Genomic DNA, 23615 nt, shown 5'->3' with positions numbered 1-23615 from the left:
TGATGCCACGACCGTTCGCGCGAGGTCTTGGCGAACGAATGTGAGCCAAGGCTCACCAGAGCTTGCTCTGACGGTGGATGAGTATCGCAACTCGGAAACCGCGCCGTACCGCGGTTTCCGGACCTGAGAAACGCAGTCGGGTGGGGAGGGCGTGGCGCTCGTGGTGCGGAGCGGTGCTGTGCGGTCTCTCATAGGCATCGTGTGAGTAGAGGTCTTCGCCGGCAATTTCCCTCACAGAACTATCACCACAGTTATGTAACTGCCTGATGAATTCTAAACCATGGAACTCCTGACCACGTTCATCACCGTCGGCGTCGCGCTCGCTCTCGGTTACGTCGTCTTCCGCGCATACTGGATGGGCAGCGACTACGGTTTCAACAGCGAATTACGCGACTGAGCGAGGAGACGCCGAAAACACAGCGAAAATCTATATCGAATTCCGAATCTTCTCGAAGAAGCCCTGTTCGACGTTCACATCTTCTCCACCGGCCTCTGCAAAGGCCTCCAGCGCCTCTCGTTGTTCGTCGTTCATCTCCGTCGGCGTGACGACCTGCACTTGCACGTAGAGGTCGCCCTGCCCGCGCCGTCGGAGTCGAGGCATCCCCTTGCCCTTCAGGCGGAAGGTCTCGCCGCTCTGGGTACCCTTCGGCACGTCCATCTCGACGGAGCCATCGACCGTCGGCACTTCCACGGTGTCGCCGAACGTCGCCTGCGGGAACGAGATGGCGTAGTTGTGGTGTAGGTCGTCGCCCTGCCGTTCGAAGTCCGGATGCTCCTCGACAGCAATCTCGATGAGGAGATCGCCGTTCGGCCCACCATTCGCTCCGGGCGCACCCTCGCGTTCCATCTGGAGCGTCTGTCCGTCACGGATGCCCGCCGGAACTTCCACGGAGAGGGTCGCTTCGCGCTGGACTGTACCGTCGCCGCCGCAGGACGAACAGGTTTCCGCATATATCTCGCCCTCGCCGCCACAGCGCCGACAAGTCTGCGTTTGTTGAACTCTTCCGAGCGGAGTCTGCTGGGTCTGGGTGACCTGTCCCTGTCCGTTACACTCCGGGCAGGTGTTCGAATCGGTGCCCGGCGGATGGCCTTCGCCGTCGCAGTCCTCGCAGGTCTCGGGTCGCCGGACCGACACCTGCTTTTGGACGCCCTCGAAGGCGTCTTCGAGCGTGATGTCCAGTCGCGTGCGCAGGTCTTGGCCCTTCTGTGGGCGGTTGCGGCCGCGCTGGCCGCCGCCACCGCCGCCGAAGAACTGCTCGAAGATGTCGCCCATGCCACCGCCCATGTTGCCGCCGCCACCCATGCCGCCGAAGGGGCCGCCGCCCATGCCGCCAGCACCACCAGCACCGCCGGGGCCGCCATCGAAGCCACCGCGCTTGTCGGCCTGCTCGAAGCGGTCGTGGCCCATCTGGTCGTAGGCTTGGCGTTTCTGGTCGTCGGTCAGTACCTCCTTTGCCTTCTTCACCTGCTTGAACTTCTCCTCGGCGTTCGGGTCGTCACTCACGTCCGGGTGGTATTCGGTCGCCTTCTCGCGGTACGCGTCCTTGATTTCGTCTTCGTCGGCGTCCCTGCTAACGCCGAGTACCTCGTAGAAGTCCTCGCTCATTCGTTATACCTCGATAAAAGACGGAGTCACTTGAAGGGTGCGTTGGCGACTCGCTCCGAAATGCGGGTCGCTACTGGTTTCTACTCGTCGCTGTCGTCTTCGTCGTCTACGTCTTCGAAGTCGGCATCGACGTACTCCTCGCCTTGGCCCTGACCTTCCGCGCCGCCGGGGCCTTGGCCGCCCATGCCTCCCATACCGCCGGGACCTGCGCCGCCCGCACCTGCACCGCCCGGACCAGCGCCCGCACCGCCTGCACCGGCTTGGGCCTGCTGCTGGTACATCTGCTTGCCGATTTCCTGAAGCTCGGTACTCAGGTTTTCGGTGGCGTCCTGAAGCTCTTCGGTGCTGGCGTCTTCGTCGCCCAGCACTTCCTGCACGTCCTCGATTGCAGCCTCGATGTCGGCTTCGAGGTCGTCGTCGATGTCCTCCTCGTTCTCTTCTAGCAGGGTGTTCGCGCGCTGGACCGCGCTCTCGGCCTCGTTGCGGGCCTCGATGCGCTCGCGTCGCTGCTCGTCCTCTTCGGCGTGCTTCTCGGCCTCCTCCTGCATCTCCTCGATTTGGTCGTCCGAGAGGCCAGCGCCGCCTTCGATGGTAATCTCTTCGGAGTTACCGGAGCCTTGGTCCTCCGCGGAGACGTTGACGATGCCGTTCTCGTCGATGTTGAACGAAACTTCGATTTGCGGCGTGCCAGCGGGCGCGGGCGGGATACCCGTCAACTGGAACTCGCCGAGCAGTTCGTTCTCCTCGGCGATTTCGCGCTCGCCTTGGAAGACACGAACCTGCACGGAAGTCTGGTTCGCCGCGGCCGTGGTGAAGATTTTGCTCTCCTCGGTCGGAATCGTGGTGTTCTTGTCGATGAGTCGCTCGAACAGGCCACCCTTGACCTCGATACCGAGGCTGAGCGGCGTCACGTCGAGCAGGACGATGTCGTCCACGTCGCCGGAGAGGACGCCACCCTGAATCGCCGCGCCGAGACCGACTGCCTCGTCGGGGTTGACGTTCTTCTTCGGCTCTTGGCCGGTGAGCTCCTCGACCTTCTCGCCGACCTGGGGCATTCGCGTCGAGCCGCCGACGAGAATCACTTCGTCGATGTCGCTCTTGTCCTTTTCCGCGTCGGAGAGCGCCTGCTCGGTCGGTTCGACCGTGCGCTCGACGAGGTCAGACGTGAGACTCTCGAACTTCGCGCGAGTCAGACTGTTTTCGAGGTGAACAGGGCCGGAATCGGTCGCCGTGATGAACGGGAGGTTGATTTCGGTCTCCTTGCGCGAGGAGAGTTCGATCTTCGCTTCTTCGGCGGCGTCCTTGAGTCGCTGAAGGGCCTGGCGGTCCTCCCGCAGGTCGATGCCGTGTTCGTTCTGGAACTCCTCTGCGAGGTAGTCGATGATGGCCTCGTCCCAGTCGTCGCCACCGAGGTCGTTGTCACCGTTCGTCGCGACGACTTCGTAGACGCCGCCGCCGAGGTCGAGGATAGAAACGTCGAACGTACCGCCACCGAGGTCGTAGACGAGAACCGTCTGGTCGGACTCGTCGTCGAGTCCGTACGCCATCGACGCCGCGGTCGGTTCGTTGACGATGCGCTCGACGTCGAAGCCAGCGATTTCGCCAGCGTCCTTGGTCGCTTGGCGCTGTTTGTCGTTGAAGTACGCCGGAACAGTAATCACGGCCTTCTCCACGTCGTCACCGAGATACTCCTCGGCGTCGCGCTTGATCTTCTGGAGAATCATCGCCGAAATCTGCTCGGGGGTGTACTCCTCCCCGTCGATTTCGACGGTGTAGCCGTCCTCGCCCATGTGGCGCTTGATAGACTGAATCGTGCGCTCTGGGTTCTGGACCGCTTGGTTCTTCGCCGGTTTGCCCACCAGGCGCTCGCCGTCGTCGGAGAACGAGACGACAGAGGGTGTCGTTCGTTCACCTTCGCCGTTGACGATGATTTCGGGGTCGCCGCCTTCCATTACCGCGAACGCGCTGTTCGTGGTACCGAGGTCGATACCCAGAATCTTGTTAGTCGCCATCTTGTCGTTACGTTGCGTTTTGTGGCCTTTAAGCCTTGCTAGTTACCGCGTCACGCGCTCTCGACGGATTCGACCGCCCGCTTGCGATTTCACAAAAATCTAACGACGACCGATGTGGTACTTATATATCCGACCACAATTCCACTGCTCGGTGGGAAGTCATGTCACACTCGTGGATTGTTTCTTGCGGCGTGTTTCGGCCGGTCAGAGAAGGAACGGTATCGGTTCGTGAGACAAAGAATGGACCGCGACCGCCCGGGGGCTTTCGAAGCGGTCACAGTCACTATGACTTCTGCGGTTCTTAGTGAGCGTCTGGGGGCTTTCTACGAGGAAACTGCAGTTGCTCTGACTTTGATGTAGTAACGACGAACGCAGTGACGCTAGCTACTCCCGATACCTAGAAGACCGCACAGCATCGCCGCGGACAAACCGCGTCTGCCGAGTAATCACGAGCGTTCGGGACTTTCGAGGTAGTCGCAGAAGTAGAAGTTGTTGTCAGCTCTCGATTTCAGAGATAGTTCTCTACGTATCGTCGTCCGAATCACTCACGGTCACTTGCGCGGGCCGAAGCACTTTCTCGCCCATCTCGTAGCCCGGCTGATAGACGTCTGCAACCGTCCCTTCGGGGTGCTCGCTGTCGATTTTCATCATCACTTCGTGACGTTGTGGGTCGGTCTCCGCGCCGGGGTCGGGGTCGATTTCCGCCACGTCTTCGTCCGCAAACACGCGGTCCAACTCTTTCAGCGTCATCTCGACGCCCTCTTTGAGACTTTCGACGTTCTCGTGGTCGTCCTCGACGGCGCGTTTCAGGTTGTCTCGTACGTCCAGTAGTCGCTCCACGAGGTCCTCCGTGGCGCGGGCTTCCATCTGTTCTTGGCGCTTCTTCGCGCGCTTCTTGTAGTTCTGGAAGTCCGCCTGCTTGCGCTTGAGACGGGATTCGAAGTCCTCAGCCTCTGCTTTCGCTTCTTCCTTCTCAGATTCGAGGTCTGCGAGGTGTGCTTCGAGGTCGGCGGCCAGTTCGTCGTCCGCGGCGGCGACTTCCGCGACGAGGGCCTCGCTCTGCTCGGAGAGAGTCGGTTCGGGGGTCTCCTCCGCTTCTTGCTTGGACTCCTCGTCGGGAACCTGCTCGGTGACTTCCTCCTCGGTCATGTCCGGTACGTGGTGTCGGAGCAGTTTAAGGATTCAGAAAGCGGGCGGATGAGTCGGGTCAGATACTACGCCGGTCAGTCGGGACCGAGCCGACACGACAGTCGTGTAGAGCCTTCGAGTTACGGTTCGGGACGGCGCTCGAACGCCGCCCGTAACTCGTCGCTAATCTCCAACGCCTCTAACTCCTCGTCCACGTCCACGTCTCCAAATTTCTCCGACCCCGCTGGCGTCTGCTTCAGCGTCTTCACGTGGTAGAGATACGACAACCGAAGCAACCAAATCGCCTGCGCGACGTCCTCTTCGCCTTCGACGTAGTGGGTCGTCCACCCCGATTCGGGCACGACGTGATGCTCGCCAGTGTGTCCTTCCTCGATGAGTTGGTCGTGCAGTCGCTTCGTAAACGGCACGTCCACGATGCCCCAGCGGTGGACGTGACCCACCTCGCGCGGCCCCAACTGAAACTCGCGGCCCTCGAAGCGGTGCTCGACCGTGTTGACGTGGGGCCACGCGGCTACCTCCTCGATGATTTGGTCGATGTACTTCGCCGCCTCCCGTTGCTCTTGGTCCCCCATAGTGGTCTCTGGTTGGTACGCGGCGAAAGACCTTAATCGACCTGCCCGATTCGGCAAGCATCGTTCAGATCAGGTATCTGTAGGTTTCGGGTTCTGGGGTTACTGGGACTGTCTCGAAAGTTCTCGGACGCTCGCTACGAACCGCGAGAGCCTTCGTGACTTCGACCACTTCGAAAGCCCTCGCCCGCTCGCGGTCGCTGGCCGGGATATTCGGCGCAAACCGCACGCCGAATAGTGCCCGCCCAGACGACCACGCCCTTCGGGCGCGACCGGGCGACCCCTTTCAGTCCCACCCGGTGTTCGTGTCACCGGCCGATTTCGGTCGTATTTGTCACCGAGCGTTGCTGGTGGCCGGTGTCCCCGAGCGATACTCTCAGTCGAGAGACCGAGCGTTCTGGCGTGTGGCGGTTCGTTTAAGCCCCGCGAGTGCCGAGGACGACCAACGTGTCTACTGCCGACGTGACGCTCCGCTTCGAGGAGGGGACAATCCGAGTCGAGACTGACCCACCCGACGCGGACCTCGGCCTTCCCCACACCGAGGAAGACCCACGCTCGAAGACCCGAAGAGCGCCCGCGTTCCGCTACGCCGCGCTTCGTCAGCATCTCGAAGCGGCGGGCATCGATTACGAGGACCGCGTTCTCGACGCATCCAATCTCCCTGACCTCTACTCCGGCTACGAACTGCGGTCCTACCAGCAGGACGCGCTCGATGCGTGGGAGGACCGCGATACACTACCCCAATGGGGCGTCCTCGAACTCCCCACTGGAAGCGGCAAGACGGTCATCGGCGTGAAGGCCATCGAGAAGTTGCAGACCGCGACGCTCGTCGTCGTCCCCACTATCGACCTGCTGGAACAGTGGCGCAGGGAACTCGAAGCGGAGTTCGACGTGCCTGTGGGGCAACTCGGCGGTGGCGAACAACGCGTCGAAGCCCTCACCGTCTCGACGTACGACTCGGCATATCTCCGCGCAGACGAGTTGGGCGACCGATTCGGCTTCGTGATTTTCGACGAAGTGCATCACCTCGGCGGCGAGGGCTACCGACAAATCGCTCGATTGCTTGCGGCCCCCGCTCGGATGGGCCTGACTGCGACCTTTGAGCGACCGGACGACGCCCACGAAGTCGTCGGCGACCTCGTCGGGTCGAAAGTGTACGAAATCGCCCCCGACGAACTCGCGGGCGACCACCTCGCGCCCTACGACATCAAGCGGGTCGAAGTCGAGTTGACCGACGAAGAGCGCGAGCGGTACGAGGCAGACCAGAAGGTGTTCCGCGACTACGTTATCCAGTCCGGCATCGACATGCAGAGCGGCAGTGACTACCAAGAACTCGTCAAACGCTCCGGCAACGACCCACGCGCTCGCGAGGCACTGCTCGCCAAACAGCGCGCCCGCGACGTGATGATGAACAGCGAGGGGAAGGTCGAGACGCTCGAATCGATTCTCTCCCGCCACCGCGAGGACAGAGTCATCGTCTTCACCGCGCACAACGACCTCGTCTATCGCCTCTCCGAGCGATTCCTGATTCCCGCAGTCACTCACCAAACCGGCGCGGCCGAGCGCCGGGAAATCCTCCAATCGTTTCGCGAGGGCGACTACTCTCGAATCGTCACCTCGAACGTCTTGGACGAGGGGGTAGACGTGCCCGACGCCAACGTCGCCGTCGTCCTCTCCGGAAGCGGAAGCGAACGTGAGTTCACCCAACGACTCGGGCGGATTCTCCGCCCTAAGAAAGACGGCCGGGCCGCACTGCTCTACGAAGTCGTGAGCGTCGAGACGGCCGAAGAACGAGTCGCCGACAGGAGGAGATGAGAACGAGATGACGATACCTGTTCTCAGGTCCGCAAGTCGATATCGAGGCTGCCCTTTCGCTTGAACTGCTCGACCGTGAAGCCGAACGACACCTCGAACTGCTTCGTCTCGCCCCCAGGAACGGTGACGTCGAGCGATTTGCGACTCGATACAGTTCCGCCGCTGTCGCTCCCGTTCTCGCTCGTCTTCTTGCTCGCTTTCACATCGACGTCGAGCGTCCCGCTCGCCTTCGAGTCGGCGCTGTTCTTCACGGTGATGGGGACGACGAGGTTCCCCGAATCGCCCTTCGCGTAGTCGAAGGACTTGACCGTGAGCGAGGAGGCTCCGTTCTCCTCGTCGTTCCCGGAACAGCCAGCGAGCGGGAGGAGCGTTCCGACTGCGAGGACCGACCCGGCCGTGCGTAACGTGTCTCGTCGGCGCATGTCCATCGCGTCCCAGTCCAGCGGAATGAGTCTTCTGCTTCCGACCGCTTTTGTACCAGCCTCCCCGAGTAGTCGGTATGCTCACGAAGGACCTGTTGCGGGTCTCGCGCGCTGGTGGTGGCTTCCACCCCCAGTTCGCCGAGCGCGAACACCGGCCGCTGGCCGCGCGGGTCCTCGGGACGTTTCAGGGGAGCGTCGGCGAGACGCGGGCGACGCTCGACGGCGCGCTCTCGGACCTCGAAGGCGAGGCGGACGACTTCAAACTCGTTCGGGGCTTCGCGAAGTTGCTCAGACGAGAGGCAGTCTTCGAGACCCAAGCCCCGGTCGCCCCCGAACGCGCCCGTCGAGTCGCGTTCGCGGAAGCAGAAGCCGTCGGCGTCGTCTCCGAGGAGGAACGAACGGTGGCACTCGAACGCGCCAGCGACCGACTCACAGGCGGAGACACTGACGCCGAGGCAGTTGCTGGCTCGCTGTACGCCGACTTGGACGAGCGCCAGATTCTGACCGAGTTCGACCCGCGATGGAGTCCCGACGAACTGCTCGCGCAGTACAACCTCTCGCTGGCCCAGACCGCGCTGTTCGACGCGACCGAGTTGCGCGTCCGGAGTTCTGACCCCAAGGCGCTCGTCTCGGCCGTCAAGCGACTCCGACTGATGTACGAGATTCGCAAGACGGACGACGGAAGAGAGGTCGTCGTCACAGGCCCTGACTCGCTCTTTCGCTCGACACGACGCTACGGCACTCGCTTCGCGCGCCTACTTCGAACTATCGCCAAAGCCGACTCGTGGTCTCTCGTTGCGACCATCGACGACTACGGCACGGACCGCGAACTGTCACTGACTGACTCGGACCCAGTGGGCGTGCCGGGCGTCGAACCAGTCGCGGGGGTCACGTTCGACAGCGGCGTCGAGGCCGACTTCGCCACGCGATTCGACTCGCTCGACTTAGACTGGGACCTCGTACGTGAACCGGAACCCCTCGAAACTGGTGCGCGAGTGATGATTCCGGACTTCGCGTTCGACTATCAGCACGTGGACTTCCGCATCTTCTTCGAAGTCATGGGCTTCTGGACGCCAGAGTACGTCAAGAAGAAGTTGGGACAACTGGAACAGGTCGAGGACGTGGAACTGCTCGTCGCGGTGGACGAGAGTCTGGGCGTCGGCGAGCGCATCGAGGCCCGCGACCACCGCGCGATTCCCTACTCGAAGACGATTCGACTGAAGGACGTACGCGACGCCCTCCGGCGATACGAAGACGAGTTGGTCGCCGAGAGCGCGGCTGATTTACCCGAAGAGTTGTCTCCCGATGCCGACGCCGTTTCTCTCGAAACGCTCGCCGCCGAGTACGGTGTCGGTGAGGAAGCAATCGAAGGGAAGGCGTTCCCAGACCACGAACTGGTGGGTCGAACGCTGATTCGCCCTTCGGTTCTCGCGGAACTGGCAGACGAAATCGAGGCGGGAATGGCGCTCGGGGAAGTCGAGTCGCTGCTTGCGGAGTTCGGCGTCGAAGACGCCAGCGCAGTGCTGTCGGAAGTAGGTTTTGCGGTCGAGTGGGACGGACTGAGTGGTGGGACCGTCCGAGAGAAGTCTCAACAGTAGTACTGGGCAGCGTACACCAGCGTCCGACCTGCTCGGTCTGTGCCGACGGCCGCGCCAGTGCCTTGGGAGTCCCAGAAGTCCCAGAACGCGAGTTCTTTCTTCTCCTTGCTCTTCAACAGGTGGTCGAACAACTTCTGGGCTATCGTTCGCTCCGTGTACGACTCGGACTCGAACCGAATCCTGAACAGGACGGCGTTGCCGACGCGCGGTCCGCGCGACTCTTTGGGGACGCCGCCACACGAGAAGTCGAACTTCCGATAGCGGTCCGGGAGTGATTCGCCGTCGGGCGAAGTCATGTGGAAGTACGAGTCTTCGAGCATGTCTTCCGCGTGGTAACGGGCGATTTTCGTCAGTTTCTCTGCCGTGGCGAAATAGCCGACACCGCGGTCAGTTCGGGCCTCGTTGATGTAATCGCGGAGGTAGGTCGCTATCGCGTTGGCGTCCAAGTCCGGTCCGACCAAGCGCCCGCCACAGCCTGCAATCGTCCCAGAGACCACGGTCGCGAGGAGCGCGCGGCGGTTCATACCTCCCTTTCAAACTCGGGGTATAAAATATCGAGGATGCGGTAGTTTGGTTGTTCCGACAGTTCAGAGGTCTCGCTGTCGTCCCTTCGGGACGGGACTCTGCAACTCTCCGTGCAAGAACAGGCCGACACCGAGCGGTTCCAGTTCCCCAGCGAGTTCGTGGGCGGCGACCAGATAGCCCCAGTCACCCTCCCAGTCGAGGTCCTGGTCTTCCCCGCGGGCGAACCGACGGGCCTGCTCGCGGTCGAGTTCCACGACGTTCTTGCTCGCCTCGCGGCCGAACCGCTGGACCGCGTTCATCGTCGGCTTCCAGTGGCGCTGGCGCGTCCGCAGGAACTTCATACCGAGTGCTTCGATGCGAATCGGCGAGGAGACTTCCCCGTGCAGAATCCAGATTTTGCCTTTGCCCTTCTCCCAGAAGGTGAACTCCTCGAAGGTTTCGGGCGGAATCTCGAAGCGCTCGTCCCACCATTCCACTACTTCCTCTCTCGTCGCCCGTTCCCCGACTTCTCGGTCTTCCTCCGTCTCCGGCAGTCGGTCGAACTGCTGGCCGTTGTTGGTTTTTTGGCTCATCCTTCCACCTCCAGTTTCGCGGTGAAGAACCCACCCGTGTCGTTGAGGTGCGGGTAGAACCGCTTGGCCTTCTCGACGCTCTCGTCGTAGGAGTCGCCCTCCCAGTCTGTGATTCCGGGACGCGATTCGAGGTCGATGTCGAACTCGACCATCCGGCAGTCTTCCTCCTCAAGCACGAAGTCGAGCACGGCCTCGTTCTCCTCGGGCGCGAACGTGCAGGTCGAGTAGACGACGGTACCGCCCTTCTTCGTCGCCTGAATCGCGCGCTTGAGGATGCCCTTCTGAATCCCCGCGACGCTCTCGACGTGGCCCAGTGACCACTCGTCGAGTGCAGTTGGATTCTTCCGAATCGTCCCCTCGCAGGAGCAGGGCACGTCCACGAGCGACTTGTCGAACGGTTCGCTGTCGAACGGCTTGAGCGAGAAGTTCCGCGAGTCGGTGTTGGTCACGGCGGCGTTGGTCACGCCGAGTCGTTCGGTGTTGAACCGGAGCGCCGAGAGACGCCCGAGGTTGTTGTCGTTGGCCACGACCAGTCCCTCGTCGTCCATCAGCGCGGCGAGTTGCGTTGTCTTGCTCCCCGGCGCGGCACAGGCGTCCCAAACGCGCTCGCCCGGTTCGGGGGCGAGCACTTCTGCTGGAATCGCCGAAACCTCCTCTTGGCCGTGAATCCAGCCGTGGAAGGAGGCCCACGTCGTGCCGGGACTGTCGGTGTCGAGTTTCAGCACCGTGTCGTTCCACTCTCTGTCTTCCCATCCGATGTCCTGTTCCTCTAAGGCCCGCTTCGCTCGCTCGACGGTCGTCTTGATGGTGTTGACCCGGACGACCGACGGGAGCGGGCGCTGACACGCCTCGCGGAAGGCGTCGTAGTCCTCGATTAGCGGCTCGTACCGCTCCAGTGCTTCCATTGCCCGGCAGTTCGAGCAGGCGGCGTTTGTGGGTTTCGGAAGCCGAGCGGTCGGGTCGGCCACGACGAATGGCCCGCATCGTTACCTTACTCCTCGTCGTCATCCGTGCTATGGGGGAAAACGATGCAGAAGCAGACGACGAGGGAGAGAACGCGAACGAAGAGTTCGCTCGCATGGAACTCGAACCGGACGCGTGGCACGAAACCGAGGCGGGCTACTACCTCGACTGCCCGGAGTGTGGCTCTCCGGCGACGCTCGACAACGTCATCGAGAAGGGCCGCTGTAACGCCTACTTGGGCGACCAACGCGACTGGATGGAGGTGGACGTGAGCGACCTCTCCTGCACAGCGAAGTTACGGTTGGAACTGGCGTACACGTCGGACGAGTGAACAGACGAATCGTTCGAACCACGACCTGACACTCTCTTTCCGTGGACGGTCCCCGTCCTTTATGCGGTCGCTGATACTATCGGTTAGTATGGCAACTGTGAATGTGCACGCCGAGGGCGTGACACTTGACGAACCTGTGATGGTGGAGGGACTCCCGGGCATCGGACTGGTCGGCAAACTGGCGACCGACCACCTCGTCGAGACGTTCGACATGACCTACTACGCCAGCCTCGAATGCGAGGGTATCCCGCCCCTTTCCGTCTATCAGGAAGACAGCAGAGATGTACTCGCTCCGGTTCGACTCTACGTGGACGAAGAGCGCGACCTGCTCGCGCTCCAGAGCGACGTTCCGGTCTCGGCCTCTGCAGCGTCGGACTTCGCCAGTTGCGTCACCGAGTGGTTGGCCGAGCACGACGCGACGCCCATCTACATGAGCGGTCTCCCCGAAGAGAAGCAAGCCGACCAGATTCCGGAGTTGACCGGCGTCGCCACGGGCACTGCTGGTGCGTTGCTGGACGAACACGATGTCGGCGTTCCCAGCGAGCGCGGCGCGGTCAGCGGCCCGACTGGTGCGCTCCTCTCGGAAGCGAACAAGCGCGAGTTGGACGCTGTCGGATTGGTCGTCCAGAGCGACCCGCAGTTCCCCGACCCGGAGGCCGCCCGCATCCTCATCGAACACGGCATCGGCCCCATCGCGGGCATCGACGTGGACACCAACGACCTCGTGGAACACGCCGAAGAGATAACCGAGCAGAAACAGCAGTTCGCCCAGCGCATGCAGGAAGCCGAAGACGACGAGAGTTCGCAGGCGAAACCGCTCCGGATGTTCCAATAAGAACCACTTTTTTACGCTCGGGTGCCAGCGCGCCTACGGCGCTTCGGCACCGCTCGCGCAAAAAATGTGGATCAAAAAAAGGGACGCAGAGAAATCTGACCGCGGAGCGGCCAGATTTCTCGCGTCTTCGGATGCTGGAACACACAAGTTTGGCCGAGCTACGTGGATTGTTCATCTCGCTTCTCTGGCCACAACTCCATCAGACCTTTCTCTCCGAGACGCTTGCGTGGCAGTATGAGCGATTTGGAAGACGCCGTGAAGCAGTTCCTGCGCGAGACGGACACCGTGTACAGCGAGTACGAGAAGGGCTACGTCGATGCCGACGCCGCGCTGAGTCGCGTCGAGAGTCACGTCGAAGAACTGCGCGAGAGCGCCGAAGACGCCTAACTACCTTTCAAGCGGGGACGATTCGGTGGAGTCCGCCGCCGTCGTTCCCCGTGCCGAGGACGTACAGTTCTCCCGAGGCGTCGCGCCCGAACGAGAGGATTCGCTGGACTTTGGAGGCGTCTCCGTCAGCGACTTCGAGGACTCGTGTGTTCCATAGTCCGTCGCCATCGTCGGGTCGGGTTGCAGTGAACAACCGCCCGCCTGCCGCGTAGTCGCCGAAGACGTAAGTTCCTTCTAAGCCGGGGAGGTCCGACCCGCGGTAGACGTAGCCGCCAATGACCGAGATACCACTGACCGCGGTACCGTCGTGGGGGTACTCGACGATGGGGTCGCGCAGTGGTTCGCCGCCGCGGACCGAACTTGGGGTGGAGTTCGGACACTCGTCCGCGCTGTAGCAGTTGGTGCCTTCCTTGACGTTCCACCCGTAGTTGCCGCCGTGCTCGACCAGACTCACCTCTTCGTAGGCGCTCTGGCCCACGTCGGCGACGAAGAAGTCCCCGTTGTCGAACGACATCCGCCACGGGTTGCGAAAGCCCCACGCATAGTGTTCGGCCAACCCCTCGCTCCCGACCAGCGGATTGTCTTCGGGGACGGCGTAGCCCTTCCCGTCCTCACGATTGTTTACATCTATTCGGAGAACACTCCCCAACAGATTCTCGGTCACGTCCTGTCCGTTGCCGCCGCTCACTCGGTCGTACCAGTCGTCTACGTGGCCCGTGCCTTGGTCGCCGCCGGACCCGCCGTCGCCGACGCCGACGTAGAGGTAGCCGTCCGGCCCGAACAGGAGCGACCCGGCGTTGTGGTTGCCCTGCGGTTCTGGTATCGTTAGCACCGTCCGCTCGGAGTCGCGCTTCGCCCGCGTGCCGTCCTCGCTCGCTTCGAACTCCGCCAGAACGAACGTGTGGCTGTAGTTGCTCGGCGTCCCCGACCGTGGCGAGGCACTGTACCGGACGAAGACGCGTCGATTCTCGGCGAAGTCGGGGTGCAGTGCGATGCCCAAGAGTCCGGTCTCGCTCCCTGAAACGACCGTCTCGCGCAGGTCCAGAAATGGCTGGTCGCGTAGACCATCGTCGTCGTGGACGAAGACGCGACCTCCTTGGTCGGCGACGTATCTCCGGTCGGTGTTGGGCGCGAACTCCACGTCCAGCGGCGCGTCGAAGCCAGTCGCCAGCGTTTCGAGCGCGACAGTGTTGGGCGCGGCCCCTGCCTGCGTCGTCTCGGAAGTCCCTGTCACCGTTCCTCCTGTTTCGGTCGGTTGACTCGAAGATTGGCTACATCCCGCCAGCCCCACCATCGACCCGCCCACGACGGCACCGAGAAATTGCCGACGGCTAGCGCCTGATTGCATGACGCAGTTCTAGGGCCGAAGACAGAAATAGCTACGTTCGGTTCTAACGGCCTGCCACTCAGGTCGCTGCCGCCGCCCGTCGTTCGGCACGCTCTGCGAGTGCTTCGTTCATGGCTTCGTAGTCGCGCGCGGTGTCGTCGGAGACGACGAACGGCGCGAGTAGCCCGGACACCTTTTCGGAGTTGTACAGCCGTGTTTTGTTCTCGTTGAGCAGTGCGAGTTCGAAGGTATGTCTCCCCTCGAACAACCGCGGATGGACGACGTGGCCGACCCACCGAAGCCGTCGATATCTGTCGCAGTCGGTGACAGTCACTGTCATCGAACGGGGTTTCGCCTCCGCTCGCTCGATTCGAAGCTCGACCGTCGAACCCTCCAGATGGTCGCCCTCGGCCTCCACGATATGCGGGTTCCACTCCGAGTACGACCGCAGGTCGGTCAGCGTTTGCCAGACCACGCGCGGCGGGGCGTCGATGTCGATTTTGGTCTGAATCTCGCGCATCAGTGGGGATACGACGCGAGAGAGGATGAGTGTGTGGGGTGCTATCAAAGGTGTGTCTCGGGGTACTAGATTGCAGTTGTTCAGGGTTTGGCGTTACTGCCTCGAACTGTACGGACCGTTCGCCGTGGACTGAGAGTATCGACAGAACTCTGACCACCTCGAAAGCCCCCGAGTGGTGGACTCGCGCGGAACACTCTGCGCTCCTCGGCTTCGCCTGCGGTGCTTGCGGCTCCGGGCTTCGTCCACCACTCGGCCCCTTTCAGTCCCGCCCATCGATTGGTTTGGGGGAGCTTTTGATGGTTGGTTCACCGGGCGTTTTCGGTGGTAAATCGCACCGAGCGTTAGAGGCGTCGTCAACTCCCCGATTTCGACTCGGTTTGGGTCATGCGGTGCGGAAAGTCGCACCAGTGCACTCCACACGAGCGAATTCTGCGCGCTGAGCGCGCAGAATTCGCTCGTGGCTTTTTTCATCGACGTTTTTTGGACGAGTGGTGCGCGGGGGCCTTCGGCCCCCAGCGCACCCGAGTCGAAAAAAGGCCGATTCAGTATTTGGCGTCCGCCCCAGTCGTCGCGTAGATGTCGTCCATGATGGAGTCGCGCTTGTGCTGCCACGCGTCGAGTCCGCCGGGGCGACTCGGATACTGCTCGTAGTGGTCGATGAGGTCGTCCGCGAGGCTCTTCGTCTGGTAGAGGTCGTAGATGAGGTCCCAGTGGCCGACCGCCTTGATGGCCGTCTGGACCTTGAGCCACCACCCGACGTTCGCACTGCCGGAGTAGAGTGCTTCCGCGAGTTTCGTCGCGGGGAGCGCACCGAGCAGGCCCATCAGGTCGTCTACGTCCACCGCGGTCGAGAAGATGTTGTAGACGTCGAGTCCGGCGTAGCGCGCGCCGAAGTGGTCCATCACGTTCTCGTTGTACTTCCAGAGGTTCGCCTCGCCCATCTCGCCGTCTTCCATCGCGTCCATCGCGGCTTCGGCGGCGTACTTGCCCGCGTAGGCCGCACCGGCGATGCCGCCGCCGGTGGTCGGGTTGACGTGGCCCGCGGCGTCTCCGACCGAGATGAAGCCCGGCGCGATAGCCGAGTCGTAGGGGCGGCGGGTCGGCAGTGCCGCGCCCAACTTGTCCTCGACGCGCGCACCTTTGAACTCGGGCCGAGCGCGGAGGTCCTGTTTCAGGTCTTCGACCAGTTTCATCGGTTCTTCGTTCATCTGGAAGCCGAGTCCGGCGTTGATTTCGGTGTCGGTGCGCGGGAAGTACCAGAGGTAGCCCGCCGCGCGCTTGGTCGGCTTGAAGACGAGCGCGTCGTCCCACTCGACCGGTTCGTCCACGTGAACGATTTCCCGGTACGCCGAACAGAACTGCGAGTAAGAGACGTTCGTGTCGAACGTCGTGCCGTCGAAGTCGGCCTTGTCCTGTAGAATCGACAACGACCCCGCCGCGTCCACGACGAGTTCGGCGTTGTACCGCTGGACGCTCCCGTCGCGCTTGCCCCGGACGCCAGTGACCTGTCCGTCTTGGCGTTGGGTCACGTCCTTGACGACGGTGTCGTAGTGGAACTGTGCGCCCGCTCGCTTCGCGCCCTCGATTATCTTCCGGCCGTACTCCCAGCGGTCGATGACCGCGAGTTCGCCCGGCACCGGAATTTCGAGGACGGTGTCCTCCTGTGGAATCTCGAACCGCCCGTGGTCCACGTCGGTGTTGGTGAACGCAGACTGAATCTGGGACTTCGGAATCGCCTCCGGGAACGCATCGGCACCCTTCAGCGCGTCGCCACAAGCGATGTGACCTGCCTCTTCCTCGGTCTTGCGCTCGACCACGACGACATCGTAGCCCGCGTCGGCGGCGGTCGCCGCGGCGTAACAGCCGGACGTGCCCGCCCCGACGACGACGATGTCGTACTCGTGTGTAGCCATGCCTTCGGCTACGCGACGGAGGGGGCAAAACTCTTTATGAGCCGATTTGTCCTCGCGAGAGCGACACTCCTCGACCGCGGCGGGGATAAAGAATAAAGTACGGAACTTTCGTACGACGCGGTATGACCGACTACACCGTGGAATTCGTCGGCACCGACGAGTCTATCGAGGTGTCCGACAAGGAGACGATTCTCAAAGCGTGCATCGAGGAGGGCATCGCACAGGAGTACTCCTGTCGCGTCGGCATGTGTCTGGCCTGCTCTGCGGAAATCGTAGAAGGCGAAGTCACCCAACCCGCCGCGCGCGGCCTGACCGAGGAAGAGGCCGAAGAGTACGCCCTGACCTGCATGGCGCGCCCCCAGAGCGACCTGAAACTCGACCGCGGGAAGTATCCCCCGAGCATCGAAGACGACGTGGAAGCGACGAGCGAACCAGCCGCGGCGGACGACTGACGAAGTCACTCGGCGTCCTTGCAGGCTTGTTTTCCGCTGTCGTCCGAACTATATCCAAAGACACATTTTTATAATATGTTTTCTGACGTGTCAGACATGTTTGGTTCAAGCGACGACGAGGAAGAAGCGAGCAACTCCGACCTCGTCCACGAAGCAAAGGGAGCTAACGGACAGGTCGAACTCAAACAGAGCAAAATCATCATCAAGCGCAAAGGGATGCTGGCGAAGCTCGGCCACATGGGCAAAGGGAACAAGGAGATTCCGATTTCGAGCATCACGAGCATCCAGTTCAAGGACGCTGGCCGGGTAACCAACGGCTACATCCAGTTCGGTCAGAGCGGCTACTCCGAGAGCGACGGCGGCGCGTTCGACGCGGCGAACGACGAGAACTCCGTGATGTTCAAGCGAAAGCAACAGGAGGAGTTCGAGACGCTGAAAGAGGAGATAGACGACATTCGCGAGAACGGCGGCGACTCGGGTGGCCGCGACACCGACCCCGCAATCGACGCGCTCCGCGAGAAGTTCGCCACCGGCGAAATCAGCAAAGAGGAGTACGAAGAACGACTCGCTGTCCTCGAAGCCTGAACGACGCTACGTCCTGTTTTCTCCGAACCACTCCGCGCCGTAGTCTACGAGTTCACGCTGAGACAGCAGGCGAGTTTCGGCACACCCGACTTCCCCCCGAACGACCGCGTCGTCACGGTCGCGTTCGAAGGCGTCCCCGGCGTCGGCGAAGTCCTCGCTGTCGTAGTCCAATCCTTCGAACGAAATCCACTGTCTGTCGTCATCTACCATGACGGGTGCGCCACCAGTTACGAACGTCTGGTCGTACTCCCCTCGATGCTCCGCGAGGTGGAGCGACGTGTTCGTGTCGTGGCCAGTTCCGAGCATGAGAATCTCCCCGTCGCGTTCGTACACTCGTGCGAGCGGCGATTCCTCGCCGAGTCCGTTGTCGTAGCCGTGGTCGGCGACGACGGCTTCGGCGTCGTCGCCCCACGCCGCGAACGAGTAGAGCGGGTGACGACTCCGAACGACGCTCGGATACGCTCGGAAACACTCTGCTATCGCGCCCATTCCGCGCGTCGGCGTGACGTCGGGTCTGTAGGGTGGTGCAGACGACCGAATCTCGGGAATCCAATCGCTGGGAACCGGTGGGTTCTGCCAGTCACTCGGGTCGGAGTACTGCGTCGAGTGAGTCGGCATCACGAGCGTCCCGTCCTCGCCGACGGCTTCCATTAGCGCGTCCACGACTGTCGGCGGGCCGACGGCGACCCACCCCAGCGACGACAACGATGAGTGGACCAATAGCGTATCACCGGACTCGACGCCGAGGTCACGCAGGTCCGAGACTAGTCGCTCGACGGTCAGCGGTTCGTCCGTCTGCTCGATGGCGTCCGCTTCGGTCATTCTGGGCGCTCCAGTGCGAATCGCTCGCGAGTCGTCGCGTAGAGACTCCCTGACAGTCGGCCGACTGCGTCGAGTTTCGTCACGTCCACCTTCCCGTCGGTCGTCACGTCGTCGTCGATTTGGACCCACTCGACCTCTCCCAACACCATCGTGGAGGAGCCGACATCGACCATCTCGTACAGCGAACACTCGAAGTTGACAGGCGAGGCGGCCACGCTCGGGGGAGCGACGACCTTCGAGTCACCGCGTTCGAGTCCGGCGTGGTCGAACTCGCTCTCGCCCGCGGGGAGCGTCGCGCTCGTCGCGTTCATCGCCTCGGCGAGTTCTTCGGTGACGACGTTGACGACGAACTCCTCGGTCGCCTCGACGTTCCGTGGCGTGTCTTTGAACCCGTCCGGGTCGCTGGAGTCATCCACGGGCGCGAACATCACGACCGGCGGGTCGTACGAGACGACGTTGAAGAAACTGTACGGCGCGAGATTGTCCACGCCTTCCTGACTCGTCGTACTCACCCACGCGATTGGTCGGGGGACGACCGCGCCTGCGAGCGTCCGGTAGAGGGACGGCACTCCGTCGGGGTCTACGTCCATATGGGTGGGTAGGACCGTGGTGTGGAATGAGTTCCGGTCGCGGAAACAGGCGGTGGTCGGAGGGAGGGCCGAACTGGTCTCCTACCGACCACTGAAACGCTCGGTGCCACTGCCTACGAAAACGCTCGGTGCGACCGTCCACCGAAAATCGCCCTGCTAACCAACCAACGGGGTGGGACTGAAAGGGGCCGCGCGCTCGCGTTCGATGTAGTCGTCTCGGCGACCCCTATCCGAGGCGGGTGGTGTGGAGAGCCTCGGATATGTCGCTGAGCGACCGCGAGCGGCGGGGGCTTTCGAAGCGGTCGTAGTCACGACGACTTCTGCGGTTCGTAGGGCGGGAGCTTTCGAAGTAACGAAATCAGCGATACACAAACCTGCACATCACTCGCAAACGACCGATTCCTTTCACTCCGCCGCCACCGCGCAGTTGTTCGGCCCGAGTTCCAACTCGAAGGCCGTCTCGTCGTCTACGTCCTGCGTGCCGAGGTTCGTCGGGACGATTGCTTCGAAGTTGGCGGGCCGCGGTGGAAGCGATTCGACGACTCGCGAGACGAACGCTTCGCGGTCGTCCGGCAGGGAAATCTTCTGGCGAACTTCGGCGAGTCGAGCGGTGTAGGTGCCGTCTTCCGCAGGTTCGGCGGTCGGTGTGCGGTGGCCCGGCGCGACGAGCGACTCGTCGGGGAGCGAGAGCAGTCGGCCGCGAAGCGTGTCGTAGGTAGTCGCAGCGAGGTCGCGCGCTCCCTCGTCGCCGGACTGCAAATCTGGTCGTCCGAAACTGTCGAGGAACAGCGCGTCGCCCGAGAACAGTATCTCGTCCAACCTGAGAACGGTCAGTTCGGTCGTATGACCGGGCGCGTGAACCGCGGTCAGTTCCTTCTCGCCGACTTCGAGTCGCGCTTCGTCGGCGAGCAACGTCGCGTCGAACGCGAGTCCTCTGTCGGGAGCACCGGCTGGCAGGACGGGTTCGGCTCCCGATTCGTCGGCGACCGCTCGCACACCCGAGAGGTGGTCGGCGTGAACGTGGGTGTCGATTGCGTACTTCAGTTCCGCGCCAGCGTTCTCGGCGTCCGCGACGTACCGGTCTGCGAACGCCCGCAGCGGGTCGATGACGGCGGCTTCGTCGCCCGCCACGACGAGGTACGAGAGACAACCGGTCGCCGGGCGGTCGTACTGCGTGACCGTCGCACCCATCGCCGGTACCTCGTCGGTGACGTACAGTCGTGCCCAGCCTTCCATCCCACCTTCGAGATTCTCGGCCTCGACGCCACGTTCGCGGAGCAGTTCGGCCACCATCTCGCTGGCCTCGCCACGGGGACAGACTGTGACGACCGGTTCCCGCAGGTCGAGGTCTGCGAGCAAGTCGTCCACCTCGCCGCGTGCCTTCGCGGCCACGAACTCCGAATACGGTACCTGTACGGCGTCGGGACCCTCGATACGCCACGACTCGAACTCGTCGCGGTTGCGCACGTCCAGCAGGGTCGTCCGCTCGTCGGCCTCGATGCGCTCGTAGAGGGCCGCGGGCGACACCGAGGCGGTGTCGTCGTCATTCATCAGGATGGCGTAAGCGACCGACTGATAAATAGACACGGCACCAACTTTGAAGCAGAGCGTGGTCGTAGCCGCGACCATGGACCCCGACAACTTCTCGGACGGCGTCGCGGAGGCCAACGCGACCGAACTAGACCGACTCGGCTCCCAGCAGGTGTTGGTCGCGCTGACCGACGCCGACCTCGACGCCGAGACGGTCCTCCGGGCCGCCGCCGAGAGCGAACACACCGCGAGCGAGACGTTCGCCGAGTGGGCCGACACGGAGACCGATTCGGCCGCGAGCGAGACGTTCTCCACGCTCGCCGAGAAAGAGCGCGACCACTACGAGCGCGTTGTCGGCGAACTCGGGGACTTCGACCCGTCCGGCGAGGCCGACCCGATGCACGACTACCTGCGAGGACTGGACGACACCGTCGCTCGCGCCGCGGGACTCGTCGGCCGCGCGCTCGTCGGCTATCGCACGCAACTACAACTGGTCAACTTCTTCGTCAACGAGGCCGACGAACGACGGGCGAACCTCTTCCGGGAACTGCGCGAAGAGACCAGAGACGGTGCCGACGCTGGCGTGGAACTACTGGCAGCGCGATGCGACAGCGACGACTGGGAGCGTGCAGAAGCAGTTGCGACGGAGACGATTCAAGTTGCTTACGACGACTACGCCGAGACGCTCGACGCGATGGGACTCGACCCGAGACCGATCTGCTGACCGTTCAGCTTTCACTACACTTTCTCGACCGACACTGCGCCGTCGCCTTCGACGGTGACTTCGTAGCCCGCGTAGTCGAACCTGACCCGGCGCGGGTCGTCGGCCTCGTCGGCGACGAATTCGTCGAGTGCGTCGGGGTCGATCCACTCGTACAGCGGCGGCAGGTCGATGGTATCTACGCCCTCGGCCGCTGCGACGGTCTCGACGACGACCGTACTCGGTGGGTCGTCGCGTCGTTCGGGCGGTGTCGCGCTCGGAGACATGTTTCCTGACATCTTACTCGTCCTCGCTCAGTCGGAGTGACTCTTGGAAGTACGGCGGACCGCGGGACGACGCGTCCGGGAGCGTCACGAGATTCGCCTGGGGGTCGTAGTCGAGGAACTCCGCGTCGTCCAGTTTCGGGAGGTCTACGTGGTGGAGTCGCGTCCGTTCGCGCTCGATTGCCTGTTTGGAGACCACCTCTGTTGGTTCGCTCTCTTCGAACGCCGCGACGCGCGTCGCTACTTTGCCGAGCGGGACTTCTCGCTCTTTCTGGGTGAAACACCGGAGGACGTATCGCCGTCGGTCGCTGGCGACAGTCCGCAACACGCGCTGTAACCGTTCGGTCGAGTCGGCAGTGACGGACAGTTCGATGAGAGCGGACTGGCGGGCTGCCTCGCTCTGGTTCAGTTCGCTCGTGTACTCATGTTCTGACATGACTGGCTACGTGGGGAGATTGCGGAACGTGGGGAAACCATGTGGTGCGAGTCACGTGACTACCACGCAGTGGGGGAACGACAGCGGCACAGAACTCCGCGCTGGTGTACTGTTACAGTTCTCCCGGTCGGAGAACTCGGACTACTATTTCGTCGCCAGCGTGTGGTGGACGCACAGTGTGTTCCGTGGTCCCGTATAAATATCGTGGCGCTGAGGACGGATAAAACTGGTGCCGAACAAGATAAGTGGCGTGTTGAGAAGTTTCGAGAAAGTCGCCTTCTCGGACGCTCAGTCGGCCGACCCGGCGACTGGCGCGTCCTCGGGGGTGTACTGCTCGGCGAACTCTGCGGCGCGGGAGCGAATCTCCTCGGCGTCGGCGACAGTGACTGTGCCTTCCTGCTGAAGCACCTCGCCGTCTACCATCGTGAACTCCACGTCGTCGCCACGCGCGGCGAACACGAGATGCGAGAGTACGTCGTGAATCGGCGTCGCGCGGGTCACGTCCGTCGAGAGTCCGACCACGTCTGCACGCCACCCTTCCTTCAGTTTACCCAGCCTATCGAATCCGGCGGCCCGTGCGCCGTTGACGGTCGCCATCTCGAAAATCTCCTCCGCCGGAACCGTCTCGGGGTCGAGCGCTTCGACCTTCTGAAGGAGACTCGCCTGGCGCATCTCGGTGAATGGGTCGAGCGTGTTGTTGCACGGCGGTCCGTCGTTGCCCAGCGCGACGTTGATACCGCGGTCGAGGTAGTCCACGATGGGTGCCACCCCGCTGGCGAGTTTCATATTCGAGGACGGGCAGTAGGTGACGTGCGTGCCCGTCTCGGCCAGAATCTCGCGCTCGCGTTCGTCGGTCCAGACGCAGTGGGCGAGGACGACATCCTCACCAGTCAAGCCGACTTCGTGGAGCCACTCGACGTTTCGCATGCCCGTCTCGGCCTCCACGGTCGCTATCTCGTCTTGGTTCTCGCTGGCGTGCGTGTGGATGCGAACGCCGTCGTACTCGTCGGCGATGCGGCGCGAGCCCCGCAGACACTCCTCCGTGCAGGAGACTGCGAACCGCGGCGTCACTGCGTAACGAATCCGGTCGTCGAAACTCCCGTGGTACTTCTGGACTAGTCGCTCGGTCTCTGCGAGTGCTTCCTCGGTGTCTTCCTGCAAGCCATCCGGCGAATCCTTGTCCATCATGACTTTGCCGAGGACGCCCCGGATACCGAGTTCGCCAGCGGCCTCGAACGCCTCGTCGGCGTGGGAGACCGAGAGGTGGTCGATGCAGGTCGTCGTTCCACTCTCTATCATTTCGAGATACCCTAACTCTGCGGCCGCTCGCATCTCCTCGGCGGAGAGCGAGGCTTCCATCGGCAACACGTGGTCGAAGAGCCAATCGAGCAGTTCCGCGTCGTCCGCGATACCGCGGCCGAGACTCTGCACCGAGTGGATGTGACCGCCGACGACGCCCGGAACGAGCACGTCGTAGGACTGTTCGGGGAAGTCGGGATAGCGTTCGAGAACGTCTTCGCGCGCCCCGACTGCGACTATTTCGGACCCCTCGACTGCGACGGCCCCGTCGTGGACGACTGTTTGAGAGTCCGCGACGACCGTGCCCGAGAGGCAGAGACCAGATTCGTTCACCACCACTCGCCTATCGGAGCGAGTGCTAAGTGGGTATCGG

General features: G+C 62.7%; 25 protein-coding genes. 8 read left to right on the top strand and 17 right to left on the bottom strand.

Annotated elements, in window-relative coordinates:
• Window positions 1–427: 427 nt before the first annotated feature.
• The 4 genes from dnaJ to F7R90_RS11880 form a co-directional block, all read right to left on the bottom strand.
• Window positions 428–1606, bottom strand: a complete 1179-nt coding sequence (dnaJ, locus tag F7R90_RS11895) for a molecular chaperone DnaJ (RefSeq protein WP_158057643.1) — start codon at window positions 1604–1606, stop codon at window positions 428–430.
• A gap of 80 nt (window positions 1607–1686) precedes the next feature.
• Window positions 1687–3618, bottom strand: a complete 1932-nt coding sequence (gene dnaK / locus F7R90_RS11890; RefSeq protein WP_158057642.1) for a molecular chaperone DnaK — start codon at window positions 3616–3618, stop codon at window positions 1687–1689.
• Between the two features lie 522 nt (window positions 3619–4140).
• Window positions 4141–4767 carry a nucleotide exchange factor GrpE gene (locus F7R90_RS11885; RefSeq protein WP_158057641.1) on the bottom strand — a complete coding sequence of 209 codons (627 nt, stop codon included), beginning with the start codon at window positions 4765–4767 and terminating at the stop codon, window positions 4141–4143.
• A 119-nt stretch (window positions 4768–4886) separates the two neighbouring features.
• Window positions 4887–5339, bottom strand: a complete 453-nt coding sequence (locus F7R90_RS11880; RefSeq protein ID WP_158057640.1) for a luciferase domain-containing protein — start codon at window positions 5337–5339, stop codon at window positions 4887–4889.
• Between the two features lie 444 nt (window positions 5340–5783).
• On the opposite strand from F7R90_RS11880, the gene F7R90_RS11875 reads away from it, so the two are divergent.
• Window positions 5784–7151 carry a DEAD/DEAH box helicase family protein gene (locus tag F7R90_RS11875; protein ID WP_158057639.1) on the top strand — a complete coding sequence of 456 codons (1368 nt, stop codon included), beginning with the start codon at window positions 5784–5786 and terminating at the stop codon, window positions 7149–7151.
• Between the two features lie 23 nt (window positions 7152–7174).
• Here the strand turns inward: F7R90_RS11875 and F7R90_RS11870 are convergent, their stop codons facing one another.
• Window positions 7175–7573: a hypothetical protein gene (locus tag F7R90_RS11870; protein WP_158057638.1), complete on the bottom strand. Its 399-nt coding sequence runs from the start codon at window positions 7571–7573 to the stop codon at window positions 7175–7177.
• Between the two features lie 77 nt (window positions 7574–7650).
• Here F7R90_RS11870 and F7R90_RS11865 point away from each other — a divergent pair, with 77 nt between their 5' ends.
• The gene (locus F7R90_RS11865) at window positions 7651–9171 is read left to right on the top strand and encodes a DUF790 family protein (protein ID WP_158057637.1); all 1521 of its coding nucleotides are present in this window, start codon (window positions 7651–7653) and stop codon (window positions 9169–9171) included.
• Here the strand turns inward: F7R90_RS11865 and F7R90_RS11860 are convergent.
• The 3 genes from F7R90_RS11860 to F7R90_RS11850 all read right to left on the bottom strand — a co-directional run bounded on the left by F7R90_RS11860 (window position 9162) and on the right by F7R90_RS11850 (window position 11173).
• Entirely contained in the window at window positions 9162–9695 is a 534-nt protein-coding gene (locus F7R90_RS11860; RefSeq protein WP_158057636.1) for a CAP domain-containing protein, read from the bottom strand. The two genes, F7R90_RS11865 and F7R90_RS11860, sit on opposite strands and share 10 nt — an antisense overlap.
• Window positions 9696–9758: 63 nt before the next feature.
• Window positions 9759–10268 carry a DUF7122 family protein gene (locus F7R90_RS11855; protein ID WP_158057635.1) on the bottom strand — a complete coding sequence of 170 codons (510 nt, stop codon included), beginning with the start codon at window positions 10266–10268 and terminating at the stop codon, window positions 9759–9761.
• The gene (locus tag F7R90_RS11850; protein ID WP_158057634.1) at window positions 10265–11173 is read right to left on the bottom strand and encodes an RsmB/NOP family class I SAM-dependent RNA methyltransferase; all 909 of its coding nucleotides are present in this window, start codon (window positions 11171–11173) and stop codon (window positions 10265–10267) included. The genes F7R90_RS11855 and F7R90_RS11850 overlap by 4 nt, the downstream gene beginning before the upstream one ends.
• A gap of 68 nt (window positions 11174–11241) precedes the next feature.
• Here F7R90_RS11850 and F7R90_RS11845 point away from each other — a divergent pair, with 68 nt between their 5' ends.
• The 3 genes from F7R90_RS11845 (at window position 11242) to F7R90_RS22210 (ending at window position 12784) form a co-directional block, all read left to right on the top strand.
• The gene (locus F7R90_RS11845; RefSeq protein WP_225741160.1) at window positions 11242–11562 is read left to right on the top strand and encodes a hypothetical protein; all 321 of its coding nucleotides are present in this window, start codon (window positions 11242–11244) and stop codon (window positions 11560–11562) included.
• 88 nt (window positions 11563–11650) lie between these two features.
• Window positions 11651–12397 carry a proteasome assembly chaperone family protein gene (locus tag F7R90_RS11840; protein WP_158057633.1) on the top strand — a complete coding sequence of 249 codons (747 nt, stop codon included), beginning with the start codon at window positions 11651–11653 and terminating at the stop codon, window positions 12395–12397.
• Window positions 12398–12631: 234 nt separating this feature from the next.
• Entirely contained in the window at window positions 12632–12784 is a 153-nt protein-coding gene (locus F7R90_RS22210) for a hypothetical protein (protein WP_192498298.1), read from the top strand.
• Between the two features lie 7 nt (window positions 12785–12791).
• Here F7R90_RS22210 and F7R90_RS11835 read toward each other — a convergent pair whose 3' ends face one another.
• From F7R90_RS11835 to F7R90_RS11825, 3 genes are all read right to left on the bottom strand, one after another.
• Complete coding sequence (locus F7R90_RS11835) at window positions 12792–14132, bottom strand: PQQ-dependent sugar dehydrogenase (protein WP_158057632.1); 1341 nt, start codon at window positions 14130–14132, stop codon at window positions 12792–12794.
• Window positions 14133–14190: 58 nt separating this feature from the next.
• Window positions 14191–14631, bottom strand: a complete 441-nt coding sequence (locus F7R90_RS11830; protein WP_158057631.1) for an SRPBCC domain-containing protein — start codon at window positions 14629–14631, stop codon at window positions 14191–14193.
• A gap of 542 nt (window positions 14632–15173) precedes the next feature.
• A complete protein-coding gene (locus F7R90_RS11825) occupies window positions 15174–16544 on the bottom strand; it encodes a geranylgeranyl reductase family protein (protein ID WP_158057630.1) in 1371 nt (456 codons plus the stop codon).
• A gap of 122 nt (window positions 16545–16666) precedes the next feature.
• Between F7R90_RS11825 and F7R90_RS11820 the strand changes: the two genes are divergently transcribed.
• Window positions 16667–16996 (top strand): 2Fe-2S iron-sulfur cluster-binding protein, encoded by a 330-nt coding sequence (locus F7R90_RS11820; RefSeq protein ID WP_158057629.1) that lies wholly within the window; start codon window positions 16667–16669, stop codon window positions 16994–16996.
• Window positions 16997–17092: 96 nt separating this feature from the next.
• Window positions 17093–17581: an SHOCT domain-containing protein gene (locus tag F7R90_RS11815; protein ID WP_192498297.1), complete on the top strand. Its 489-nt coding sequence runs from the start codon at window positions 17093–17095 to the stop codon at window positions 17579–17581.
• Window positions 17582–17587: 6 nt separating this feature from the next.
• On the opposite strand, the gene F7R90_RS11810 is transcribed toward F7R90_RS11815, so the two are convergent.
• The 3 genes from F7R90_RS11810 to F7R90_RS11800 all read right to left on the bottom strand — a co-directional run bounded on the left by F7R90_RS11810 (window position 17588) and on the right by F7R90_RS11800 (window position 20544).
• On the bottom strand, window positions 17588–18403 hold the full coding sequence (locus F7R90_RS11810) for an aminoglycoside N(3)-acetyltransferase (protein WP_158057627.1): 816 nt from the start codon (window positions 18401–18403) through the stop codon (window positions 17588–17590).
• Window positions 18400–18993 carry a flavin reductase family protein gene (locus tag F7R90_RS11805; protein ID WP_158057626.1) on the bottom strand — a complete coding sequence of 198 codons (594 nt, stop codon included), beginning with the start codon at window positions 18991–18993 and terminating at the stop codon, window positions 18400–18402. Before F7R90_RS11805 ends, F7R90_RS11810 begins: the two co-directional genes overlap by 4 nt.
• 405 nt (window positions 18994–19398) lie before the next feature.
• Window positions 19399–20544 (bottom strand): MBL fold metallo-hydrolase, encoded by a 1146-nt coding sequence (locus tag F7R90_RS11800; protein ID WP_158057625.1) that lies wholly within the window; start codon window positions 20542–20544, stop codon window positions 19399–19401.
• Window positions 20545–20620: 76 nt separating this feature from the next.
• On the opposite strand from F7R90_RS11800, the gene F7R90_RS11795 reads away from it, so the two are divergent.
• Window positions 20621–21247 (top strand): ferritin family protein, encoded by a 627-nt coding sequence (locus F7R90_RS11795; RefSeq protein ID WP_158057624.1) that lies wholly within the window; start codon window positions 20621–20623, stop codon window positions 21245–21247.
• A gap of 14 nt (window positions 21248–21261) precedes the next feature.
• Here the strand turns inward: F7R90_RS11795 and F7R90_RS11790 are convergent, their stop codons facing one another.
• The 3 genes from F7R90_RS11790 to F7R90_RS11780 form a co-directional block, all read right to left on the bottom strand.
• A complete protein-coding gene (locus F7R90_RS11790; protein WP_225741159.1) occupies window positions 21262–21522 on the bottom strand; it encodes a HalOD1 output domain-containing protein in 261 nt (86 codons plus the stop codon).
• 1 nt (window position 21523) lies between these two features.
• Window positions 21524–21943, bottom strand: a complete 420-nt coding sequence (locus F7R90_RS11785) for a DUF7344 domain-containing protein (protein WP_158057623.1) — start codon at window positions 21941–21943, stop codon at window positions 21524–21526.
• A gap of 288 nt (window positions 21944–22231) precedes the next feature.
• Window positions 22232–23575 carry a 5'-deoxyadenosine deaminase gene (locus F7R90_RS11780; RefSeq protein ID WP_158057622.1) on the bottom strand — a complete coding sequence of 448 codons (1344 nt, stop codon included), beginning with the start codon at window positions 23573–23575 and terminating at the stop codon, window positions 22232–22234.
• Window positions 23576–23615: the final 40 nt, after the last annotated feature.

This window comes from Halorussus halophilus (genome assembly GCF_008831545.1).
Taxonomy (GTDB): Archaea; Halobacteriota; Halobacteria; order Halobacteriales; family Haladaptataceae; genus Halorussus; species Halorussus halophilus.
This window is presented reverse-complemented; position numbering and strand designations above follow the sequence as displayed.